The sequence below is a fragment of the Pantoea vagans genome (assembly GCF_001506165.1).
In the GTDB taxonomy this organism is placed as follows: Bacteria; Pseudomonadota; Gammaproteobacteria; order Enterobacterales; family Enterobacteriaceae; genus Pantoea; species Pantoea vagans_C.
In genome coordinates this window covers 3,445,309-3,461,806 of record NZ_CP011427.1, presented here as the reverse complement: position 1 = coordinate 3,461,806, position 16,498 = coordinate 3,445,309, and the positions used below count along the sequence as shown (strand labels likewise).

The 16,498-nt window shown below is 51.8% G+C and carries 14 protein-coding genes; 7 read left to right on the top strand and 7 right to left on the bottom strand.

Annotation, left to right across the window (positions count from 1 at the left end; translation table 11 throughout):
- The first annotated feature begins 36 nt into the window (after positions 1-36).
- A complete protein-coding gene (locus LK04_RS16090; RefSeq protein WP_039329563.1) occupies positions 37-747 on the top strand; it encodes a GNAT family N-acetyltransferase in 711 nt (236 codons plus the stop codon).
- A gap of 25 nt (positions 748-772) precedes the next feature.
- Here the strand turns inward: LK04_RS16090 and LK04_RS16085 are convergent, their stop codons facing one another.
- The 4 genes from LK04_RS16085 to LK04_RS16070 form a co-directional block, all read right to left on the bottom strand.
- A complete protein-coding gene (locus tag LK04_RS16085) occupies positions 773-1,528 on the bottom strand; it encodes a hypothetical protein (protein WP_052205991.1) in 756 nt (251 codons plus the stop codon).
- A gap of 170 nt (positions 1,529-1,698) precedes the next feature.
- Positions 1,699-3,300, bottom strand: a complete 1,602-nt coding sequence (locus LK04_RS16080) for an APC family permease (protein WP_039329561.1) — start codon at positions 3,298-3,300, stop codon at positions 1,699-1,701.
- Between the two features lie 308 nt (positions 3,301-3,608).
- Positions 3,609-5,900 carry a phosphatidylglycerol--membrane-oligosaccharide glycerophosphotransferase gene (gene opgB / locus LK04_RS16075; RefSeq protein WP_039329559.1) on the bottom strand — a complete coding sequence of 764 codons (2,292 nt, stop codon included), beginning with the start codon at positions 5,898-5,900 and terminating at the stop codon, positions 3,609-3,611.
- A 214-nt stretch (positions 5,901-6,114) separates the two neighbouring features.
- On the bottom strand, positions 6,115-6,504 hold the full coding sequence (locus LK04_RS16070; protein ID WP_039329557.1) for a tautomerase family protein: 390 nt from the start codon (positions 6,502-6,504) through the stop codon (positions 6,115-6,117).
- 120 nt (positions 6,505-6,624) lie between these two features.
- On the opposite strand from LK04_RS16070, the gene LK04_RS16065 reads away from it, so the two are divergent.
- Complete coding sequence (locus LK04_RS16065; RefSeq protein WP_039329555.1) at positions 6,625-7,548, top strand: LysR family transcriptional regulator; 924 nt, start codon at positions 6,625-6,627, stop codon at positions 7,546-7,548.
- Here LK04_RS16065 and LK04_RS16060 read toward each other — a convergent pair.
- On the bottom strand, positions 7,522-8,535 hold the full coding sequence (locus LK04_RS16060) for a glycosyltransferase family 32 protein (protein WP_039329553.1): 1,014 nt from the start codon (positions 8,533-8,535) through the stop codon (positions 7,522-7,524). The genes LK04_RS16065 and LK04_RS16060 overlap by 27 nt on opposite strands.
- A gap of 417 nt (positions 8,536-8,952) precedes the next feature.
- On the opposite strand from LK04_RS16060, the gene LK04_RS16055 reads away from it, so the two are divergent.
- Positions 8,953-9,903 carry a YncE family protein gene (locus LK04_RS16055; protein WP_039329552.1) on the top strand — a complete coding sequence of 317 codons (951 nt, stop codon included), beginning with the start codon at positions 8,953-8,955 and terminating at the stop codon, positions 9,901-9,903.
- Here the strand turns inward: LK04_RS16055 and LK04_RS16050 are convergent.
- Positions 9,896-10,450 carry a histidine phosphatase family protein gene (locus LK04_RS16050; RefSeq protein ID WP_039329550.1) on the bottom strand — a complete coding sequence of 185 codons (555 nt, stop codon included), beginning with the start codon at positions 10,448-10,450 and terminating at the stop codon, positions 9,896-9,898. The genes LK04_RS16055 and LK04_RS16050 overlap by 8 nt on opposite strands.
- A 581-nt stretch (positions 10,451-11,031) precedes the next feature.
- Between LK04_RS16050 and LK04_RS16045 the strand changes: the two genes are divergently transcribed.
- The 4 genes from LK04_RS16045 (at position 11,032) to LK04_RS16030 (ending at position 15,968) form a co-directional block, all read left to right on the top strand.
- Positions 11,032-12,426 (top strand): MFS transporter, encoded by a 1,395-nt coding sequence (locus LK04_RS16045; RefSeq protein ID WP_039329549.1) that lies wholly within the window; start codon positions 11,032-11,034, stop codon positions 12,424-12,426.
- Positions 12,427-12,502: 76 nt separating this feature from the next.
- Positions 12,503-13,525: a LacI family DNA-binding transcriptional regulator gene (locus tag LK04_RS16040; protein WP_039329547.1), complete on the top strand. Its 1,023-nt coding sequence runs from the start codon at positions 12,503-12,505 to the stop codon at positions 13,523-13,525.
- Positions 13,526-13,537: 12 nt separating this feature from the next.
- The gene (locus LK04_RS16035; RefSeq protein WP_039329546.1) at positions 13,538-14,521 is read left to right on the top strand and encodes a nucleoside hydrolase; all 984 of its coding nucleotides are present in this window, start codon (positions 13,538-13,540) and stop codon (positions 14,519-14,521) included.
- Positions 14,522-14,747: 226 nt separating this feature from the next.
- On the top strand, positions 14,748-15,968 hold the full coding sequence (locus LK04_RS16030) for an MFS transporter (protein ID WP_039329544.1): 1,221 nt from the start codon (positions 14,748-14,750) through the stop codon (positions 15,966-15,968).
- On the opposite strand, the gene LK04_RS16025 is transcribed toward LK04_RS16030, so the two are convergent.
- Positions 15,965-16,429: a YbaK/EbsC family protein gene (locus tag LK04_RS16025; RefSeq protein ID WP_039329541.1), complete on the bottom strand. Its 465-nt coding sequence runs from the start codon at positions 16,427-16,429 to the stop codon at positions 15,965-15,967. The genes LK04_RS16030 and LK04_RS16025 overlap by 4 nt on opposite strands.
- Positions 16,430-16,498: the final 69 nt, after the last annotated feature.

Sequence of the window (16,498 nt, the reverse complement as noted above, 5' to 3'; positions counted from 1 at the left end):
TGTGCAACAGGCTTTCACTGACAAGGGAATTGAGCAATGACGCAATACACTAATGCTTACGGGCAACCCGTTGGCGCGCCACTGACAGCATGGCAACCGCGCAGTTGGCCCTCTTACGAAATTTTCACCGGCCATTATTGCCGCCTTGAGCCGTTAAGTGCTGAACGTCATGGGCGCGATCTCTACAACGCTTACGCGCAAGCTGCTGATGGGCGCGACTGGACCTATATGTTTGCAGAGCCTTTCCCGGATGAAGAGGCTTATCTCGCGTATGCACAAAAAATTGAACAGGGCCGTGACCCGATGCATTTCGCAGTGATTGATTTGTACAGTCAGCGAGCGGTGGGAACTCTGGCGCTGATGCGTATTGACCCGGCGCACGGGTCGGTTGAAGTGGGGCATGTGGCTTTTTCACCGCTGCTCAAGCAAACCTGTATGGCGACAGAGGCGCACTATCTGTTGATGCGTTATGTGTTCGATCAATTAGGCTATCGCCGCTACGAATGGAAATGTGACAGCTGTAATCAGCCTTCACGCAAGGCAGCATTACGCCTGGGCTTCCAGTTTGAAGGTATTTTCCGTCAGGCAATTGTGTATAAAGGCCGCAGCCGTGATACCTGCTGGTTCTCGATGATTGATGGTGAATGGCCGGAATTGAAACAGGCATTTGAGCGCTGGCTGGCGGTGGAGAATTTCAGTGAGGATGGAGCGCAGCGCACCAGGCTTGAGACACTGCGTGTAAGATGATGATCGTGCCGGGCATCAGGCCCGGCTAACCGACAAAAATGTATTTGGCGGCGGCGAGTACTGTTGCGGTGGTCATCCCGAGTAGCAGTCGGCGGATCCAAATGTTGTCTCGCTTCAATTCCGCAAAGCCTATTTGCATTCGCTGATCTAAGTCGCTGATCCTGGCGTCCATTTTTATAAATTTAAGGTCTATTTGCTCAAATTTTTCGTCAATCTTAGCGAACTTTTCATCGATCTTATCGAACTTCTCATCGATCCTGTCAAATCTCTCGTCGATCTTCGCGAATTTCTCATCAATCTTCGCGAATTTCTCGTCAATTTTCGCGAATTTCTCGTCGATTTTCTCGAATTTCTCATCAATCTTCGCGAATTTTTCGTCAATCTTAACGAATCTCTCATTGATCTTGACGAATTCCACATCAATCTTGTCAAATTTATCGTAGATTTTGACGAATTCGGCATCGATTTTATCGAATCTCTCCCTGAAACTTAAAATGACTTTATCATTAGCATCAAAGCGTTGGTCTATGCCCTGAAACTGTAAACGCACCTCCTTTTCAAATTGCGCAATGCGAATATCCAGCTTATCGATACGATGATTGGTGTCACTCTGGGCGCGCACCAAACTCCCCATCGCCTGAGACAGGTCAGACTTAGTTAAGGCATTTTCTTGCTGCATCTCCGCAAATATTTCAACCAAGGCTTCTGCTTGCCTGTCTTCAATACCGGCCTGTTGCAGAGATTTGTAGGCTTTGTGCGTATTCATCATAGCGAGTGTCATCCGTGTACTCCTGTCATCTTCCTCAATAAAAGGAAGACTATCCGACAGGTGATAGTTTACCTATGCAATCGTTGTTATTTTGCGCGATGCCTCGAAAAAAATCAATTAGTACAAAGGGTAACGATTTTTCGTATAAGAAAAAGCCTGCTTAAATAAGCAGGCTTGAGAGGTTAATTGGCGGCGTATTTTTTACTCAAAGAACGGTCGGAAGTGGGAGTGTCTTCCTCGTCATCACTGATATCAGGTTTAGGTAAACTGGCCTTAACCCCCCAGAAGTAACACACCAGAGCAGCTACGATCGTCAGGATCATATCCAAGGGTGAACTGATTATGCCGCTGCCGCCGTAGCTGCCCAGCATCGAAATGACCAGGATCGCAATGTAGTAGGCTAACAGCCACCAGGCGCAATGGAGGTCTTGCTGAAATTCATTGTTCTTCTTGCCAAAAATCGCATAGCCAATCCATGCCACCATTAAAATTGGCACCAGAATTTCATTCACTGACCAGCCACTCCAGTAAATCAGCAGAGTACTGGCGACAAATGCCAGCGGGCTCAAAACAGCGGCAACTGGCAAGTGGAAGGGACGCTTAAGCCCTGGAAGGTGATTTCTAAAAGCACCAAGCGTAATTGGGCCAGGCATATAGGTGAAGACGGTGGCTGAGGTCACTGCGCCAATTAAACCTCCCCAGACCTGAAATTCGGAAGGCAATGTCCAGACGATAGCCAACAGTAGTGATAACCATAACGCACCACGCGGCACGCCAGACTTAGCATCCACTTTGCCAAACACCTTAAACAGATGGCCATTACGTGCCCACGCAAAGAGCACGCGCGCAGCGCCAGCCAGATAAATATTGCCGGTGCCAGCAGGCGAGATGACCGCATCGATCAGTATTAAGTTGATAAGCCAGGTTAACCCCAGACTGCGCGCTAAATCTGCATAAGGAGACTGGAATACCTGCTTCAAGCCTGCCCATCCATGTTGATTAAGCACGTCTGTCGGCACTGCACCCATAAAGGCATACTGCAACGCCAGATAGATCACAAAGCTCACCACAATCGCAATGCCAATCGCTAAGGGGACATTGCGTTGAGGATTTTTCGCCTCACTGGCGAAATCAACGGCCTGGCGAAAGCCGAGATAGGCAAAAACAATTCCCGCCCCGGTTAAAGAAGAGAAAACACCATGTGCGCCGCCGGGAGGTGCAGGAGGCACGGAAAGGTTAGGAGCGTGGAAATAGAGCAGCAGGGTGATAATGGTTAACAGAGGGACGATAAATTTAAACGTGGTGATAATGGTATTCACACGGCCAAAGAAACTGACACTCCAGTAATTGAGTAAAAAGAAGGCCACTAACAAACCAATTTGCACGGCAAAACCGAGTCCTGTTGGACTGCCATCACTGTGGCCTAACGCTGGCCACCAATAAAGCGCGTACTGACGCACGGCTTCAACTTCGACCCCCGCCGTGCTGGTATACGCCAGTAATGAACTAACGCCAATCACAAAGCCCACGATATTACCGTGCGAGTAATTGGGATAACGCACAAAGCCCCCGGCACGGGGAATGGCGGAGGAGAGCTCAGCATAGACCAGCCCGATTAACAGCACTATCACTGCACCTAATACCCAGGCCCAGCCAGTATTGCTTCCCGCGTAGCCTGAGCTATTTAATGCCGCATACAGCCACCCGGAACCAATCATCGATCCTATGCCTAACAAGGATAAATCGACTAGCCCCAATTTTTGTTTTAATCCGCTCGATGCCATAAATTACCTCTGCGATCTGGTCATTTGATTTATATATTCGCTCAAGGGTTTATAAGCATGTTGCGTGCCAGAATAAGTTTTAATACGACATAGTTCATTGGGTAAATTAATTGTTTGCACAATTGAGATTCTATGCGGGGTTAAAAGCATAGTTATTGCATGCGTTACATCGATGCGAGAGGAATATAGGGTAATGATGATTTCGTGGAGTGTGCAGGCTGCACTTAAAAGATCCAAAATATATAATATGTGACCGTTGGAAATATTATGTCACCCCAGTAGTAAGAGTGACATAATATTTTATAGTGCTACAGCGTTGGGACGATTTTTATATCCACCATGCCGATACCCAATTTGCGCGGGTCCTGCCCGGTGATATTGCCCTCATTGGAGAGTTGTGGCTCAGGTGGCGTAATAACCAAATTGTGGCTTCCGTTAGGATTGTTGAAATGCAGCGTGGTGGTGGAGAAATCATCACCCAGATTAAGCTGCTGCTCCTCATCACCGACGCGTACCGGGATGGGACGATGCGCGTTCGGACCGAAAGCACGAGCGGTAATCACCACATCAAATCGTGCCGGCAGGGGATCGACATATTCGATGTTAACCTCCGGTGCCAGATTGGCGTTAGACCAGCGCCCCCAGCTCTCAGGACGTGATATCCCTTTAAAGCTCTTCACGCCCTCAGGTGCGCCCGGTACGGTTAGTAAGAAACTGTCTGCCTGGTAGCGAATGGCATTGTCCTCAATGCGTATCTGCTGTTCATTAAGTTGATAGGTCGCAGCACTGACTTCGGCTTTCGGGAAACTGGCTTTGCCCTTCCACAGCGGTTTATCTATGCGCGTGACGGTGGGATGCGCACCCATCTGACCCATCGCAAGGCAGAGGTCGGTAGACAGCGCTAAATCTGGTTGCCACAAACGTGCCATTTTAAAGCAGCGATCGACCCAGACGAATTTATCGGAAGAGGTGAAATCGGCCAGCTGGAAACGCAGCGGTGCCGAATATTCCCCCTCGGGCAGCGGCTCAACACGATCGCTGCCCACGCGAAACAGAATCGGCAATTTGAAGGTTGAACCGGAGAAACTGAAGGTGTTTTTTTGCTGATCGATGGTAAAGGCATCCAGTTTTTTCGGGAAATTCCACAACTGAATGATGTCAGCTTTCCACGCAGTGACCTTCTGTGTCATGTCCTGGAATTGGGTCGACAGAGAGGTTGAAGATAACCCACTGCGGCCCAGACCAATGGCATTATCACCGCCCATGATATCCAGCACCGTGGCGCCATTATCCAGGGTGCTGCGTTTGCCCGTTAACACTTCTGCCTGAGGTTGATCGCCTCGGATAACCATAAACAGATCACGGCGTGGCTGTTTAATCAGGTATTGGTGCGCGGTGTTGTTCATCGCCAGATGATCGGAGCTCACGACGATGATGGTATTTTTAAACCAGGGTGAGGCTTTGATACGCTCGATCAAACGCGCGACATGCTCCTGCGAACACGCCACTGCGCTAAAGGATTGGTTTGGTTTGCCGTCATAGCTGTAGCTTTTTCGTTGACAGCTACGAGAGATAAAACCATCGGGATGATGGGTATCCACCGTGAGTGTAAACAGAGCAAAGCGCTTCTGCTGACGTGACAGCTCCTGATACTTCTCGAACACTTCGTCCATCACTGTGTCATCGTAGTAGCCCCAGTTGTTGCGATAACTGGGATCGGCCACGCGGCTTTGCAGCTCCTGCGAACCGTACATATTCGCGGGGGAGAACCCGTGTGATTTCAGGAAGGTATCTTTTCCGGCGAAGCGCAGGTCGGCCCCCTGAATAAACCAGTTTTCATAACCGGAATTCTTCAGGATGTCACCCAGACAGATGTTCTGTGGATAGAAGCTGGAGAGCGAAGCAGACGCATTACCATCAAAAGGCGCAAACAACGGAATGCCACATTGTGAAGCGACCATACCGGCAATGGTGTAATCCGTACCAGGAAGCTGCTCGGTCTCGCTGAAGTCGATGCTCTGATCTTTCTCACGACTGAGCTCAGGTGCCAGGCCGGGGAAGGCCTGCTGATCAAAGTAGGTACGCTCGAGGCTTTCACCGTAGATATACACCAGGTTGAGCTTGGGCTCGGAGATGACTTTTTTGGGCGTTTTATAATAATCATCGAAGTCAGTGTCTGCCTGCTGCGTATGCGAGGCAATAAGATCCTTCACCTGACGAAAAGCAGGTGTGGTTTGCACTGAACCGGCGGCACAGGCAATGGCCAGGAGACTCCAACCCAAATGATGCGGTCGTTTTCGGCGGCGCAGCAGCCAGGAAAGCAGGCAAAACAGCAGGAACAGGCCAATGATTAATCCAATGGCGGGCACCACATATTTGCTGACACCTGCTCCGGTCAAACTGTTGGTTAAGGTGTAAAGCACTGCATCGGTAATGCCGTCGCCAGTAAAATAATTGCTGGCGTAAAGCGTGGCGTTAAGCACGATAAACAGTGTTAACAACAGTAAGATCAAGATAAACCAGAATTTATTTCGCCCGGCTTTGTAGGAGTAAACGGCGATTGCAGCCAAAAAGAGAACAACCGAAACTATCTCGGACAAGATCAGATCCTCACATTGAAGAGTGACGCAATCCTTGCGCCCACGGCCCTCTTTGGGGGTTATGCGTCAATCTATCTGGGCTGTCACAGGGCTGCAACATAACCAAACAGATTTGTGCGGCGCATTCCGATTCGTTTAATGCGGGTTTAGGCTGACTATGGTTTTACCTGGCAGCAACGTCACCGAGGCTGCCAGCGAGGGAAGGGAGGGGAGATTAGAGTTTGCCAGTCAGATACTGCGCTTCACCGTCAGCGAAGCTCCAGTCGCCTTTGCTGTTGGTGATAAAACTAATCATCAGATCGGTGCCCTTTACGCCACAATTTTCTAAAAGCTCGCGTGCTAACTCTGCCATGAACAACGATTTCTGTTCTTCACTTCTCGGGCTGGTATAAACCCGTACCATCACCAGGTTATCGGTGCGTTCAAATCCCAGGCCGGTGTCCTGGAATACCATTTGGTAGCTTTTGTTTTCATGAACAATCTGATAGCGGTCGCGCGCGGGCACTTTAAACGCTGTCAGCACGGCGCGATGCGCGGCGTCGAGTAAGGTGCGGATCTCTGATTCTGAACGGCCCTGAATGATGTCAAATGTCAATAACGGCATAAATAAACCCTCGTTTTTGCTCACAAGATAAGAGTAGGATGTGGCTCTATGCTGCCGCTTGCTGCAGGAAAGAAAAAGCGTGCTGGTTGAAATGATTATTTATTATTTTGAACAATCCCGATGAAAGAAATCAAAACTGATGCCCTCTGGGTGCATTTACATTGGCTCACCGTATTAGCCGAGTTGGGCAGTTTTACTCGTGCAGCTGAACGATTAGACGTCAGCAAAGCAGCCATGAGTCAAAAAATTAAAGAGCTGGAAGAGATGGCGGGCGTTTCGCTGGTGCAGCGCACCACGCGTAGCGTGCGGTTGACCTCAGCCGGTGAAAAACTGGTGGATGAATTGCGTGACCCTTTTGCGCGCATTGCACAAAGCTTTTTCAGCGTGCGTGATGAAGCCGGGCCGGTAAGGGGTATGGTGCGAGTGAGTGCGCCCGTGGCGTTTGCCCGCCAGCAGTTGGTGCCGATTATCGGCGATTTCCTCAGAGAATATCCTCAGGTACGCCTGCAACTGGACGTGACCGATCGTTTGGTCTCGCTCGGCAGTGAAGGGTTTGACCTGGCGATTCGTCACAGCCAGACATTGCCGGAAACCCATGTGGCTTTGCCGCTGTGTGAGACGAAAGCTTTGCTGGTGGCCTCGCCCGCTTATCTGGCACAAAATGGCGTACCGCAGACACCGGAGGCACTCCAGCAGCATAACTGTTTGTACTATCCGCGCGGGCTGGAATCACCGCAGTGGCGTTTCCGTCCTTTTAACGGGGGAAGCGAGACCGTACAGGTGAAGATTCAGGGGAATTTTGCCACCAATAATAGCGAGTCGATTCGCGATGCCGCGCTGCAAGGGCTCGGTATCGCCATGCTGCCGGATTTCAGCGCGACCGCCGCGTTATCCGCAGGGACGCTTTCACACGTTCTGCCGCAGTGGCAAACGGTGGATGCTTTCGCCGATCGCTTATGGGTGGTGCGCCCGTATGCCGCACAAGTGCCACGGGCGGTCACCACCTTTGTCCATTGGCTACGCGCGCGCTTTGTTGATGGCTGAAGCCAGTGCAACAGTGGCCTGCGGTTGCATCATCTCACCTAACAAACTACTGCGGTTGTAATTACCTAAGCGCAGGTTAAAGTCGAGATGCAGTTGCTCATTGCCGCTCAATTTGATCACCGGCGGCGGTGTCATTGGGCGTTGGTTGAATAGCACCGCATGGGCGAAGGCTTCACTTTTCCAGCCGCTCAGGCGTTGATAATAATAGGCGTTGGCTTCACATTTACGCAGATAGAGGTTCACGCGACGATATTCGCGCATGGCGGCTTGTTGCGCCAGTGAACCCAGCTGCTGTTGGGGCTGCTCAATTTTTTGTGTCAGCAACGCATAGTCATCGCGCTTTGCGAGTTCGTTGAAGTAGTTTTGCTCGCCAAGGTTCTTGATTGGTGCGTACTGCTTCTGCCATTCGCGAATAAACGGATTGTTAGGTGCAGCAGCGAGGAACCAGTTTTCAATCACCGGAGCCAGATAGTTGACGGTGGAAATTTCGCGATAGTAACCAATCACATCCATACGGCGCTCTTGATGTGCACGATGCACCCAAGAGAGATCTTCAAATAACAGTGTGCTGCAATCAATGGCAATGCCGCCGTAGCGTAATAACAGCTCCAGACGAATGACTTCGCTTTTCTGCTGTTTGCTTAATTGCGTTGAAGTGAAAATAAAATCAGGCAACACTTCTTTTACTGTTAAACGATTTAATAAATAAATATCGTGATCGGGATTATCTTTTCGTAATTTTTGAATATTTAACATCATTGATTTCGGTAAATACTCATCATCCCAATACATCCAGACTTTTTTCGGGATTTCCGGCAAGGCTTTCTCGCCAGAAAACAACACGATATTGTCCTCTTCGCTGGGATCGTACTCCGGCGCGCAGAGCGCAGTATGCTGTTTTTTCTGTAGTAAGGTCTGGCTGGTAAAGGCGATTTTTTTCCAGTTATGCCAGAGCGCAAGCGCTGGCTGGAGACGTTTTGTTTTCATGATGCACCTAATTATTGTGGTTATGGTGGCAAGGATTCCCTGATGCTGGCGGCTTAAGCGCTCTTATGTTTCCTCACGGCTGTGTGTAAAAAGTACTCACCTCAGCTTAATAAAACATTCTGGCCTTAGAGGCTATTACTTTTTTTTGCTTTCAGATAAACCGGAAAATGAAGGATCCGTTAAGCATAAAATTTTCGATAAATAAGTGCGTTGATTGCTGATTCTTTAATTAATCATCATTAGGACTATTCCTAATAAAATAACGTACGCATGGCGATAGCTGCGGCCTGGATTAAAAGTAGCCGCTGATCAGATCGGTTAAGGCGGCTACATTTTCTACTGGCCTGGCAGGGATTTGCCCCTCGTTGATGCCGATTAGCTACGCTTACACCAGAGGGTAAAAACAAAGGAGGCATTATGCAGTCATACACCCGTGGGTTACTGGCGGTGGATAAACAGGGGAATCGTGTCCTGTTTCTCGATCCCGATACCTATGCTGTGCAGCAGGAGTTGAATGCGTTTCCGCCGCGTCCGCATGAGCTGTTGATGCTACCCGAACAGGAGAAGGCCTATGTGCCGATCTATGGCGATGGCATTCACGGTGACAACCCGCATCCGGGCCATAAAGTGGCTGTGATCAATTTACGCCAGCGCCAGATCAGCGGTTTTATCGATTTATCGCCTTTGCAGTCCCCCCACAGTGGTCAACTGGGGCGTGATGGCAAAGTGTATCTCTGTTGTGAAAACAGTGCGGCCGTGGCCGTTATCGATCCTTTAACCGACAAAGTCGAGAAAGTGATCACCCTGCCTTCACACAATGCCCATCGGCTGACGTTGTCTCCCAGCGGGCGCAAGTTGTTTACTGAGAACGAGGAAGACGCGAGCATCACGGTGGTGGATCTGTGTGAGGCAGAAGGGCGCATCATTGATAATATTTTAATGCCCGGCCCCATCGCGGGTATTGCCGCTTCACCAAAGCACCCCTATTTAGTCGCGAGCGCCGCAGATGCGCCGTTGTTGTATGTGGTCGATCGCCAAAGTCATCGTATTCGTCAGCGCATTAGATTGTCAGGCCATCAGCGACCCTGTCAGGTGGTGCGTTTTAGTGCCAACGGTGAACGCTTAGTGGCGATTGGCGATCAAGAGCCGTTGGTGACGCTGTTTGACGATCTGCTCAATCCGCTCGGTGACATTCCGGTCGGCAATAAACCCATGGATGGCTGTTTCAGCTCAGACAACCGTACGCTGTTGATCGCCAATGAAGGTGATGGTTCGTTGAGCGTGATTGATTTGCAGCAGATGAAGGTGGTTGCTACACCGACGGCGGGGAAAGGGTGTGAAATATTGAGTTATTTCCAGCTTAAATGAATGGGCGGTGGTAAATCGCGCTGCTCCAGTGGCGGCTGCTGGCATGTTTCTCAGCTTGGCAGCCGCGCTTACGTAACTCACGTGCAATCAATTTGTTCATGATGCCATGGCCGACTAACAAAACGGTGCCCTGTTTGGACAGCGTGACCAACTTGTCTGCGGCCTGACGCGCGCGTTCTCGCGCGTGTTTAACCGATTCCACATGCCCGGCATAACCACACAGCCATAACAGGCGCAACAGTGCCAGCCAGACCGTCAGAGGCAGATGCAGGCGCTCAAACGGCAGCAGGGGCATCGCCACTTCGCTGAAAATGTCATCCACGGCATGCGGTTGCAAACCGAGACGTGCTAAGGATGAGCGCGCGCGCGGCAGCGAGCTGGAGGCAATCACGCTGGCTAGATGCGCAATCGCCCTGCTGCGAGCCGGGGGCGTGTCACAAATATCAGCCAGATCGTATCCCTCGCACCAGTCTGCCAACGCTCGCGCAGAGAAGCGTCCGCTCACCGGATGGTCAGGTTTGCCGTGTCGCATAAGGATGATAGTCATAAGCGTCCTGATTGATTTTTATCCAGTGTAATGCAGGCATCAACTCAACCGCGAGAGTAAGCTCGTTTTAAGATTAATTCGCAATTGTCATCAAAGCTTAACTGTATTGTGCGAAAAAAACCGCGATGAAAGATCAGCTGCCACTCTGCCAATGATAAGCATTCATCGTTAATAACATGCGGTTTGACGAATGATGATTCAGGCGCGTGAGATGTAATGTCATGAATTGACGCCATTTTTGTCTTTTTATCCCGAGCTATAGTAAAGATAAATTAATTGTTTTTACTTTTATCACTTGATTTATCTACGCGCGTAGATAGACTGTATCCAAAGTGATAGCTCACGGTGCCAGAGACGAAGTTGGCCTTGAGATGACCCAGTTACATTTGCCTTACTAATGCGATCGATGAAAATAACATCGGCGAGAACAGGCGAATAAGCGAATTCCAACACCAGGGGAATTCTTTGACTTTCATCCAGGTTTGCCTACTGAACGTCGTCACCGGGGTGTTCCGCTTGTTGCAAGGGAATCGACCCACGGAAGGGCGTTTGCTGTTTTCACCTATTTCAGGGAAAGGGTTATGACGGTACATCAATCCGTTTCGCAACAAACTTCACTGACCTCCACTTCAGCTGCCGATGCGCGGTTGGAAACCCCCTCTGGCCGCAAAGATTTCTGGCGCGCTACCTTTTCATGTTGGCTGGGCACTGCCATGGAATATGCGGATTTCGCGCTCTATGGTCTGGCTGCCGGTATCATTTTTGGCGATGTATTCTTCCCCAATGCCACCCCGACAATGGCGTTGCTCTCCAGCTTTGCCACCTGGTCGGTCGGCTTTATTGCCCGTCCCATCGGCGCGCTGCTGTTTGGTTGGATTGGCGATCGCAAAGGCCGAAAAACCGTGATGATCGCCACCATCATCCTGATGGGTGCTTCCACCACTTTAATTGGTCTGATTCCTTCCTACGCGACCATTGGCGTGTGGGCGCCTGCTTGTCTGGTGTTGCTGCGCTTTACGCAAGGCCTTGGCGCAGGGGCTGAGCTTTCAGGCGGCACCGTGATGTTAGGTGAATATGCACCGGTTGAGCGTCGTGGCCTGGTCTCCTCTGTTATTGCCCTCGGCTCCAACAGCGGCACGCTGATCGCCTCACTGGTGTGGCTGGCCGTGATTCAGATGGATAAAGAAAGCCTGCTCGCCTGGGGCTGGCGCATCCCGTTCCTCAGCAGTGTGCTGATCGCGGTGGTCGCGCTGTGGCTTCGTCGTCACCTGCGTGAAACCCCGGTCTTTGAACGCCAGCAGGCGGAATTGCAGGCCGAGCGTAATGCCACCTTGCAACAGGCTGCTTCCGAGATTGATACCCGCAGCTTCTGGCAACGCAGCCGTGCGTTTTGGACCATGGTGGGTTTGCGCATCGGTGAAAACGGTCCTTCATATCTGGCGCAGGGCTTTATTGTGGGCTACGTCGCCAAAGTGCTGATGCTCGATAAATCGGTGCCGACCACCGCGGTGTTTATCGCTTCGCTGCTGGGTTTCCTGATCATTCCTTTTGCCGGTTGGTTATCAGACCGCTTTGGTCGCCGCATTACCTATCGTAGCTTCTGCCTGTTGCTGATGATCTACGCCTGGCCCGCCTTTAGTCTGATGGATAGCCATGATCCGGCCATCGTGATTCCGGTGATTGTGGTCGGTATGGCGCTGGCTTCGCTGGGCATTTTTGGCGTGCAGGCTGCGTGGGGCGTTGAGATGTTTGGTGTTAAACACCGTTACACCAAGATGGCGGTAGCGAAAGAGCTAGGGTCTATCCTTTCAGGTGGAACCGCACCTTTAGTGGCTGCAGCGCTGTTGTCTTACACCGGTCACTGGTGGGCGATTGCCGTGTACTTCTCGGCGATGGCGAGCATCGGATTCCTCACGACTTTTGTGGCACCCGAAACGCGCGGGCGCGATTTGAATCTCCCGGAAGATGCCATTTAGCGCTCAGAGGTTATGAGTTAAACATCGCCATTGGCCGGATTCTCCGGCCAATGGCATTGATACAGAGGCAAGATCCTTGGCGAAATCCCCAAGCGGAAATGTGACACGCAGTGATGTGGCAAAAGTCGCTGGAACCTCAGTGGCGGTGGTGAGCTACGTCATTAATAACGGTCCACGTCCGGTGGCGGAAGCGACGCGCCAGCGTGTACTGGATGCGATCAAACAAACCGGTTATCGGCCCAATGCCGTGGCGCGTGCGCTGGCTTCTGGCAGCACCAAGACTTTTGGGTTGGTGGTGCCGAATATCAGCAACCCCTTTGTCGCTTCGATGGCGCATATGCTGTTGCAGGAGTCACTTAATCACGGCCACGTGATGTTGCTGGGTGATGCTGGGGACGATCGTAAACGCGAACTGGAACTGATCCAGGGATTGTTAAATCGTCAGGTTGATGGGCTGTTTTATAACAGCGTTGATCGGCATCCCTACATTGATGTGATTCAGGCCAGTGGAACACCGTTGGTGATGCTGGATCGCGTTGAGCCGCGCCCTGGCGTCAGCATGTTACGCGTCAATGAACAAGAGGCTTCACGTCAGGTCACGGCGCATTTACTGAGCCACGGTTATCAGCAGGTTGGCATCATCAGCGGCCCGCTGGAGATGCTCAATGCCCAGGACCGTATTCAGGGCTGGCGGGAGGCGATGGCCGAACAGGGCTTACCGATTGATGAAACCCTGATTTTCCCAGCCAACTTTACGCGGCAGGGCGGTTACGACGCAACCAAGCGTATGGTCGCCAGCGGACGTGTTCCGCGCGCCCTGTTTACCAGTAATGAAGGCCAGGCGATAGGCTGCATCCGTGCGCTCTCTGAGCACGGTTTGCGTGTGCCGCAAGATGTCGCGCTGGTGTGCTTCAACGGGACCGATCAATCAGCGTTTCATGTCCCCACGCTGACCACCGTACGTCAACCGCTGCGTGAAATGGCTCGCAGCGCTATTGCCATGCTGAAAAATTGGGATGGCGACGCACAACTGGCAGAGTTTCCTCACTATCTCGAACTCGGTGAGTCCTGCGGCTGCCAGCTTATCCAACAAAAATAAACTTATAACATTATGAAAAGACTGATTATTGATTGTGATCCGGGGAATGGAATTGCAGGTGCGAACACTGATGACGGCCTTGCGCTGGCATTAGCGTTGGCTTCACCTTCGCTATCAGTAGAGCTGATTACGACCGTCACCGGTAATACACCGAGCGCCGTGGGCGCGCAGGTGGCTAAAGACCTGTTGCAACGCCTTGGCCTCAATATTCCGGTGGTGCAGGGGGCATTGCAGGCGCTGCGTGAAGACCCGGCGCCGTGGCGCGCCCGCCTTGATGGCGTGCAGGACGAAAAACTCGGCGAACTATGGCGTGGCGTGCGTCAGCCCCAGGTGCTTGCGGCTGATGGCAATGATGCTGCTGGCGTGATGGGGCAGTTGATTTGCGATAACCCCGGTGAGTTTACGCTGGTAGCCATCGGCCCATTGACCAATGTGGCGCTGGCGCTGCAGCGATACCCACAGATGGCGGAATCGGTGGCAGAGATTGTCATCATGGGCGGCGTCTTTGCGTTGGATGATTACATCAAAGACACCAATTTTGGCCTTGATCCGGAAGCGGCCCACCAGGTGTTACACAGCGGTGCCACCATCACCCTGGTGCCGATGGATGCGACCACGCAAACGCTGATGACGCATCAGGATCTTAACCGCCTTACCGCCAATGACCATCCTCTACCGCAGTTTGTGCGCGAGACGCTGCGCCCGTGGATTGACTACTCCATTCGTACACGTCATTTGCCAGGCTGTTGGATCCATGATGCGCTGGTGATTGCCTGGTTGCTGAATCAACGAGTGGCGGATGGGGTCGATTATCATGTCGATATTGAACTGCGTGCCGGTGCCACGCGGGGCAAAAGCTGGCGCTATCGTTTACCCTTGCGATTGGATATCGGCGTGCCTGAGCAAACCGGCGCGTTGGTGCATGTGATGCACAGCGTGAATAATCCGTTACTGCTGGAGATGATCGAGCAGGCATTTAATCGGTTGAAACGCTGAACGATGTGCAATAAAAGGCACCGCGACCTTGCGGTGCACTATCCTCACCCTCCGACACGCTTCCTTACACCGCGAATCACTCCCTGACAATTCCCCGCCGCAGCCGGTCTTTCTGACATGCTATATACAAATGGTTAACACAATAATAACCAGTGAAACCATTTGCTGGATAACGTTCCAATAAATTCCGGTCAACGAACCGGAAGCAATCAGACAGGATACCCCTATGTTCAACTGGACTGCGACCCAGCGAAACGTGGCTTTTGCCAGTTTCGCCAGCTGGACGCTGGATGCGTTCGATTTCTTTATCCTGGTGTTTGTACTCAGCGATCTTGCCCAGTATTTCAACACCAGCGTCTCCGATGTTTCCATTGCCATTATGCTCACGCTTGCGGTACGACCGATTGGCGCATTGATTTTTGGTCGTCTTGCTGAGAAATATGGCCGACGCCCGATCCTGATGCTTAATATCGTGATGTTTTCACTGTTCGAACTGCTGTCGGCTTGGTCACCCAATTTCTCTGCCTTCCTGGCGTTCCGCGTGATTTACGGCGTGGCGATGGGCGGAATCTGGGGGGTGGCATCGTCTCTGGCGATGGAAACCATCCCCGACCGCTCACGTGGTTTGATGTCCGGTATTTTCCAGGCAGGCTATCCCTGCGGTTATCTGCTGGCATCGATTATTTTTGGGCTGTTTTTCGAAGCGGTGGGCTGGCGAGGTATGTTCCTGATTGGCGCGTTGCCGATTCTGCTGCTGCCGTTCATCTATTTCAAAGTGCCGGAATCGCCGGTGTGGTTGGCAGCGCGTGAGAGAAAAGAGAGCACGGCACTGCTACCAATCATTCGTCAGCACTGGAAGATCTGTATCTATATGGTGCTGCTGATGGCGTGCTTTAACTTCTTCAGCCACGGTACACAGGATCTCTATCCCACCTTCCTGAAGGTGCAGCATCAGTTTGATCCCCATACCGTCAGTATTATCGCTATCAGCTACAACATTGCGGCGATGCTCGGCGGGATCACGTTTGGCGCATTGTCAGAACGTATTGGCCGCAAGAAAGCGATTATTCTGGCGTCTTTCCTCGCGCTGCCGGTGCTGCCATTGTGGGCGTTTTCAAGCGGCTCGTGGATGATTGGCATCGGCGCATTCCTGATGCAATTCATGGTGCAGGGCGCGTGGGGTGTTGTTCCTACCTATCTTACCGAGCTGGTGCCGGCAAACGCCCGTGCGGTGCTGCCTGGCTTTGTTTATCAACTGGGTAATCTGATTGCCTCCGTCAATGCGACCTTGCAGTCACGGATTGCAGAGGCCCACGGCGGCAACTATGGCCTCGGGATGGCCATTGTTGCAGGGACGGTGGCGGTACTGATTTGCGTGTTTGTCGCCTTTGGACGGGAGACGCGCGGCATCGAAATCTCTGGTGCTGTGGCGCGCGAGCAACGTTAGAGCGTTTCGCAGACGTCAATCCATTTCGCCGCAGTGAGGTCAGCCATTCGCTGCGGTGAAATGCGCACGGCGCTGTGGATTGAGCCAGCAGCGGGCAACACTTCTTCAAAGCTGCGCAGCGTCACATCACAATAGACGGTCAGGGGATTCTCTAATCCGAACGGGCAAACGCCACCCACCGGATGACCGGTCCAGTTCACCACTTCATCGACGCTGAGCATGCGTGCCTTGGCACCGAGCGCGGCTTTCAGCTTGCGGTTGTCGAGGCGGGCATCCCCACGCGTGACAATCAGCACAATGGCATCTTTCACTTTCAACGACAGGGTTTTGGCGATTTGCCCAGGCATCACGCCATGAACGCGTGCGGCCAGTTCTACCGTGGCGGTGCTCTCTGGCATCTCGATGATATCGATATCAGGTGCATGTTCGGCAAAGAAGTGCCGTACCGACTCCAGGCTCATTTTTTTCTCCGGCAAAAACAGAGACTAAAAGCTGCCATAAGGGGGGAAAAGTGTAAACGAGATAAAAAG

Coding starts and splice junctions, on each gene's coding strand:
- LK04_RS16090 (WP_039329563.1), top strand. CDS start 37: ATGACGCAATACACTAATGCTTACGGGCAACCCGTTGGCGCGCCACTG.
- LK04_RS16085 (WP_052205991.1), bottom strand. CDS start 1,528: ATGACACTCGCTATGATGAATACGCACAAAGCCTACAAATCTCTGCAA.
- LK04_RS16080 (WP_039329561.1), bottom strand. CDS start 3,300: ATGGCATCGAGCGGATTAAAACAAAAATTGGGGCTAGTCGATTTATCC.
- LK04_RS16070 (WP_039329557.1), bottom strand. CDS start 6,504: ATGCCGTTATTGACATTTGACATCATTCAGGGCCGTTCAGAATCAGAG.
- LK04_RS16065 (WP_039329555.1), top strand. CDS start 6,625: ATGAAAGAAATCAAAACTGATGCCCTCTGGGTGCATTTACATTGGCTC.
- LK04_RS16060 (WP_039329553.1), bottom strand. CDS start 8,535: ATGAAAACAAAACGTCTCCAGCCAGCGCTTGCGCTCTGGCATAACTGG.
- LK04_RS16055 (WP_039329552.1), top strand. CDS start 8,953: ATGCAGTCATACACCCGTGGGTTACTGGCGGTGGATAAACAGGGGAAT.
- LK04_RS16050 (WP_039329550.1), bottom strand. CDS start 10,450: ATGACTATCATCCTTATGCGACACGGCAAACCTGACCATCCGGTGAGC.
- LK04_RS16045 (WP_039329549.1), top strand. CDS start 11,032: ATGACGGTACATCAATCCGTTTCGCAACAAACTTCACTGACCTCCACT.
- LK04_RS16035 (WP_039329546.1), top strand. CDS start 13,538: ATGAAAAGACTGATTATTGATTGTGATCCGGGGAATGGAATTGCAGGT.
- LK04_RS16030 (WP_039329544.1), top strand. CDS start 14,748: ATGTTCAACTGGACTGCGACCCAGCGAAACGTGGCTTTTGCCAGTTTC.
- LK04_RS16025 (WP_039329541.1), bottom strand. CDS start 16,429: ATGAGCCTGGAGTCGGTACGGCACTTCTTTGCCGAACATGCACCTGAT.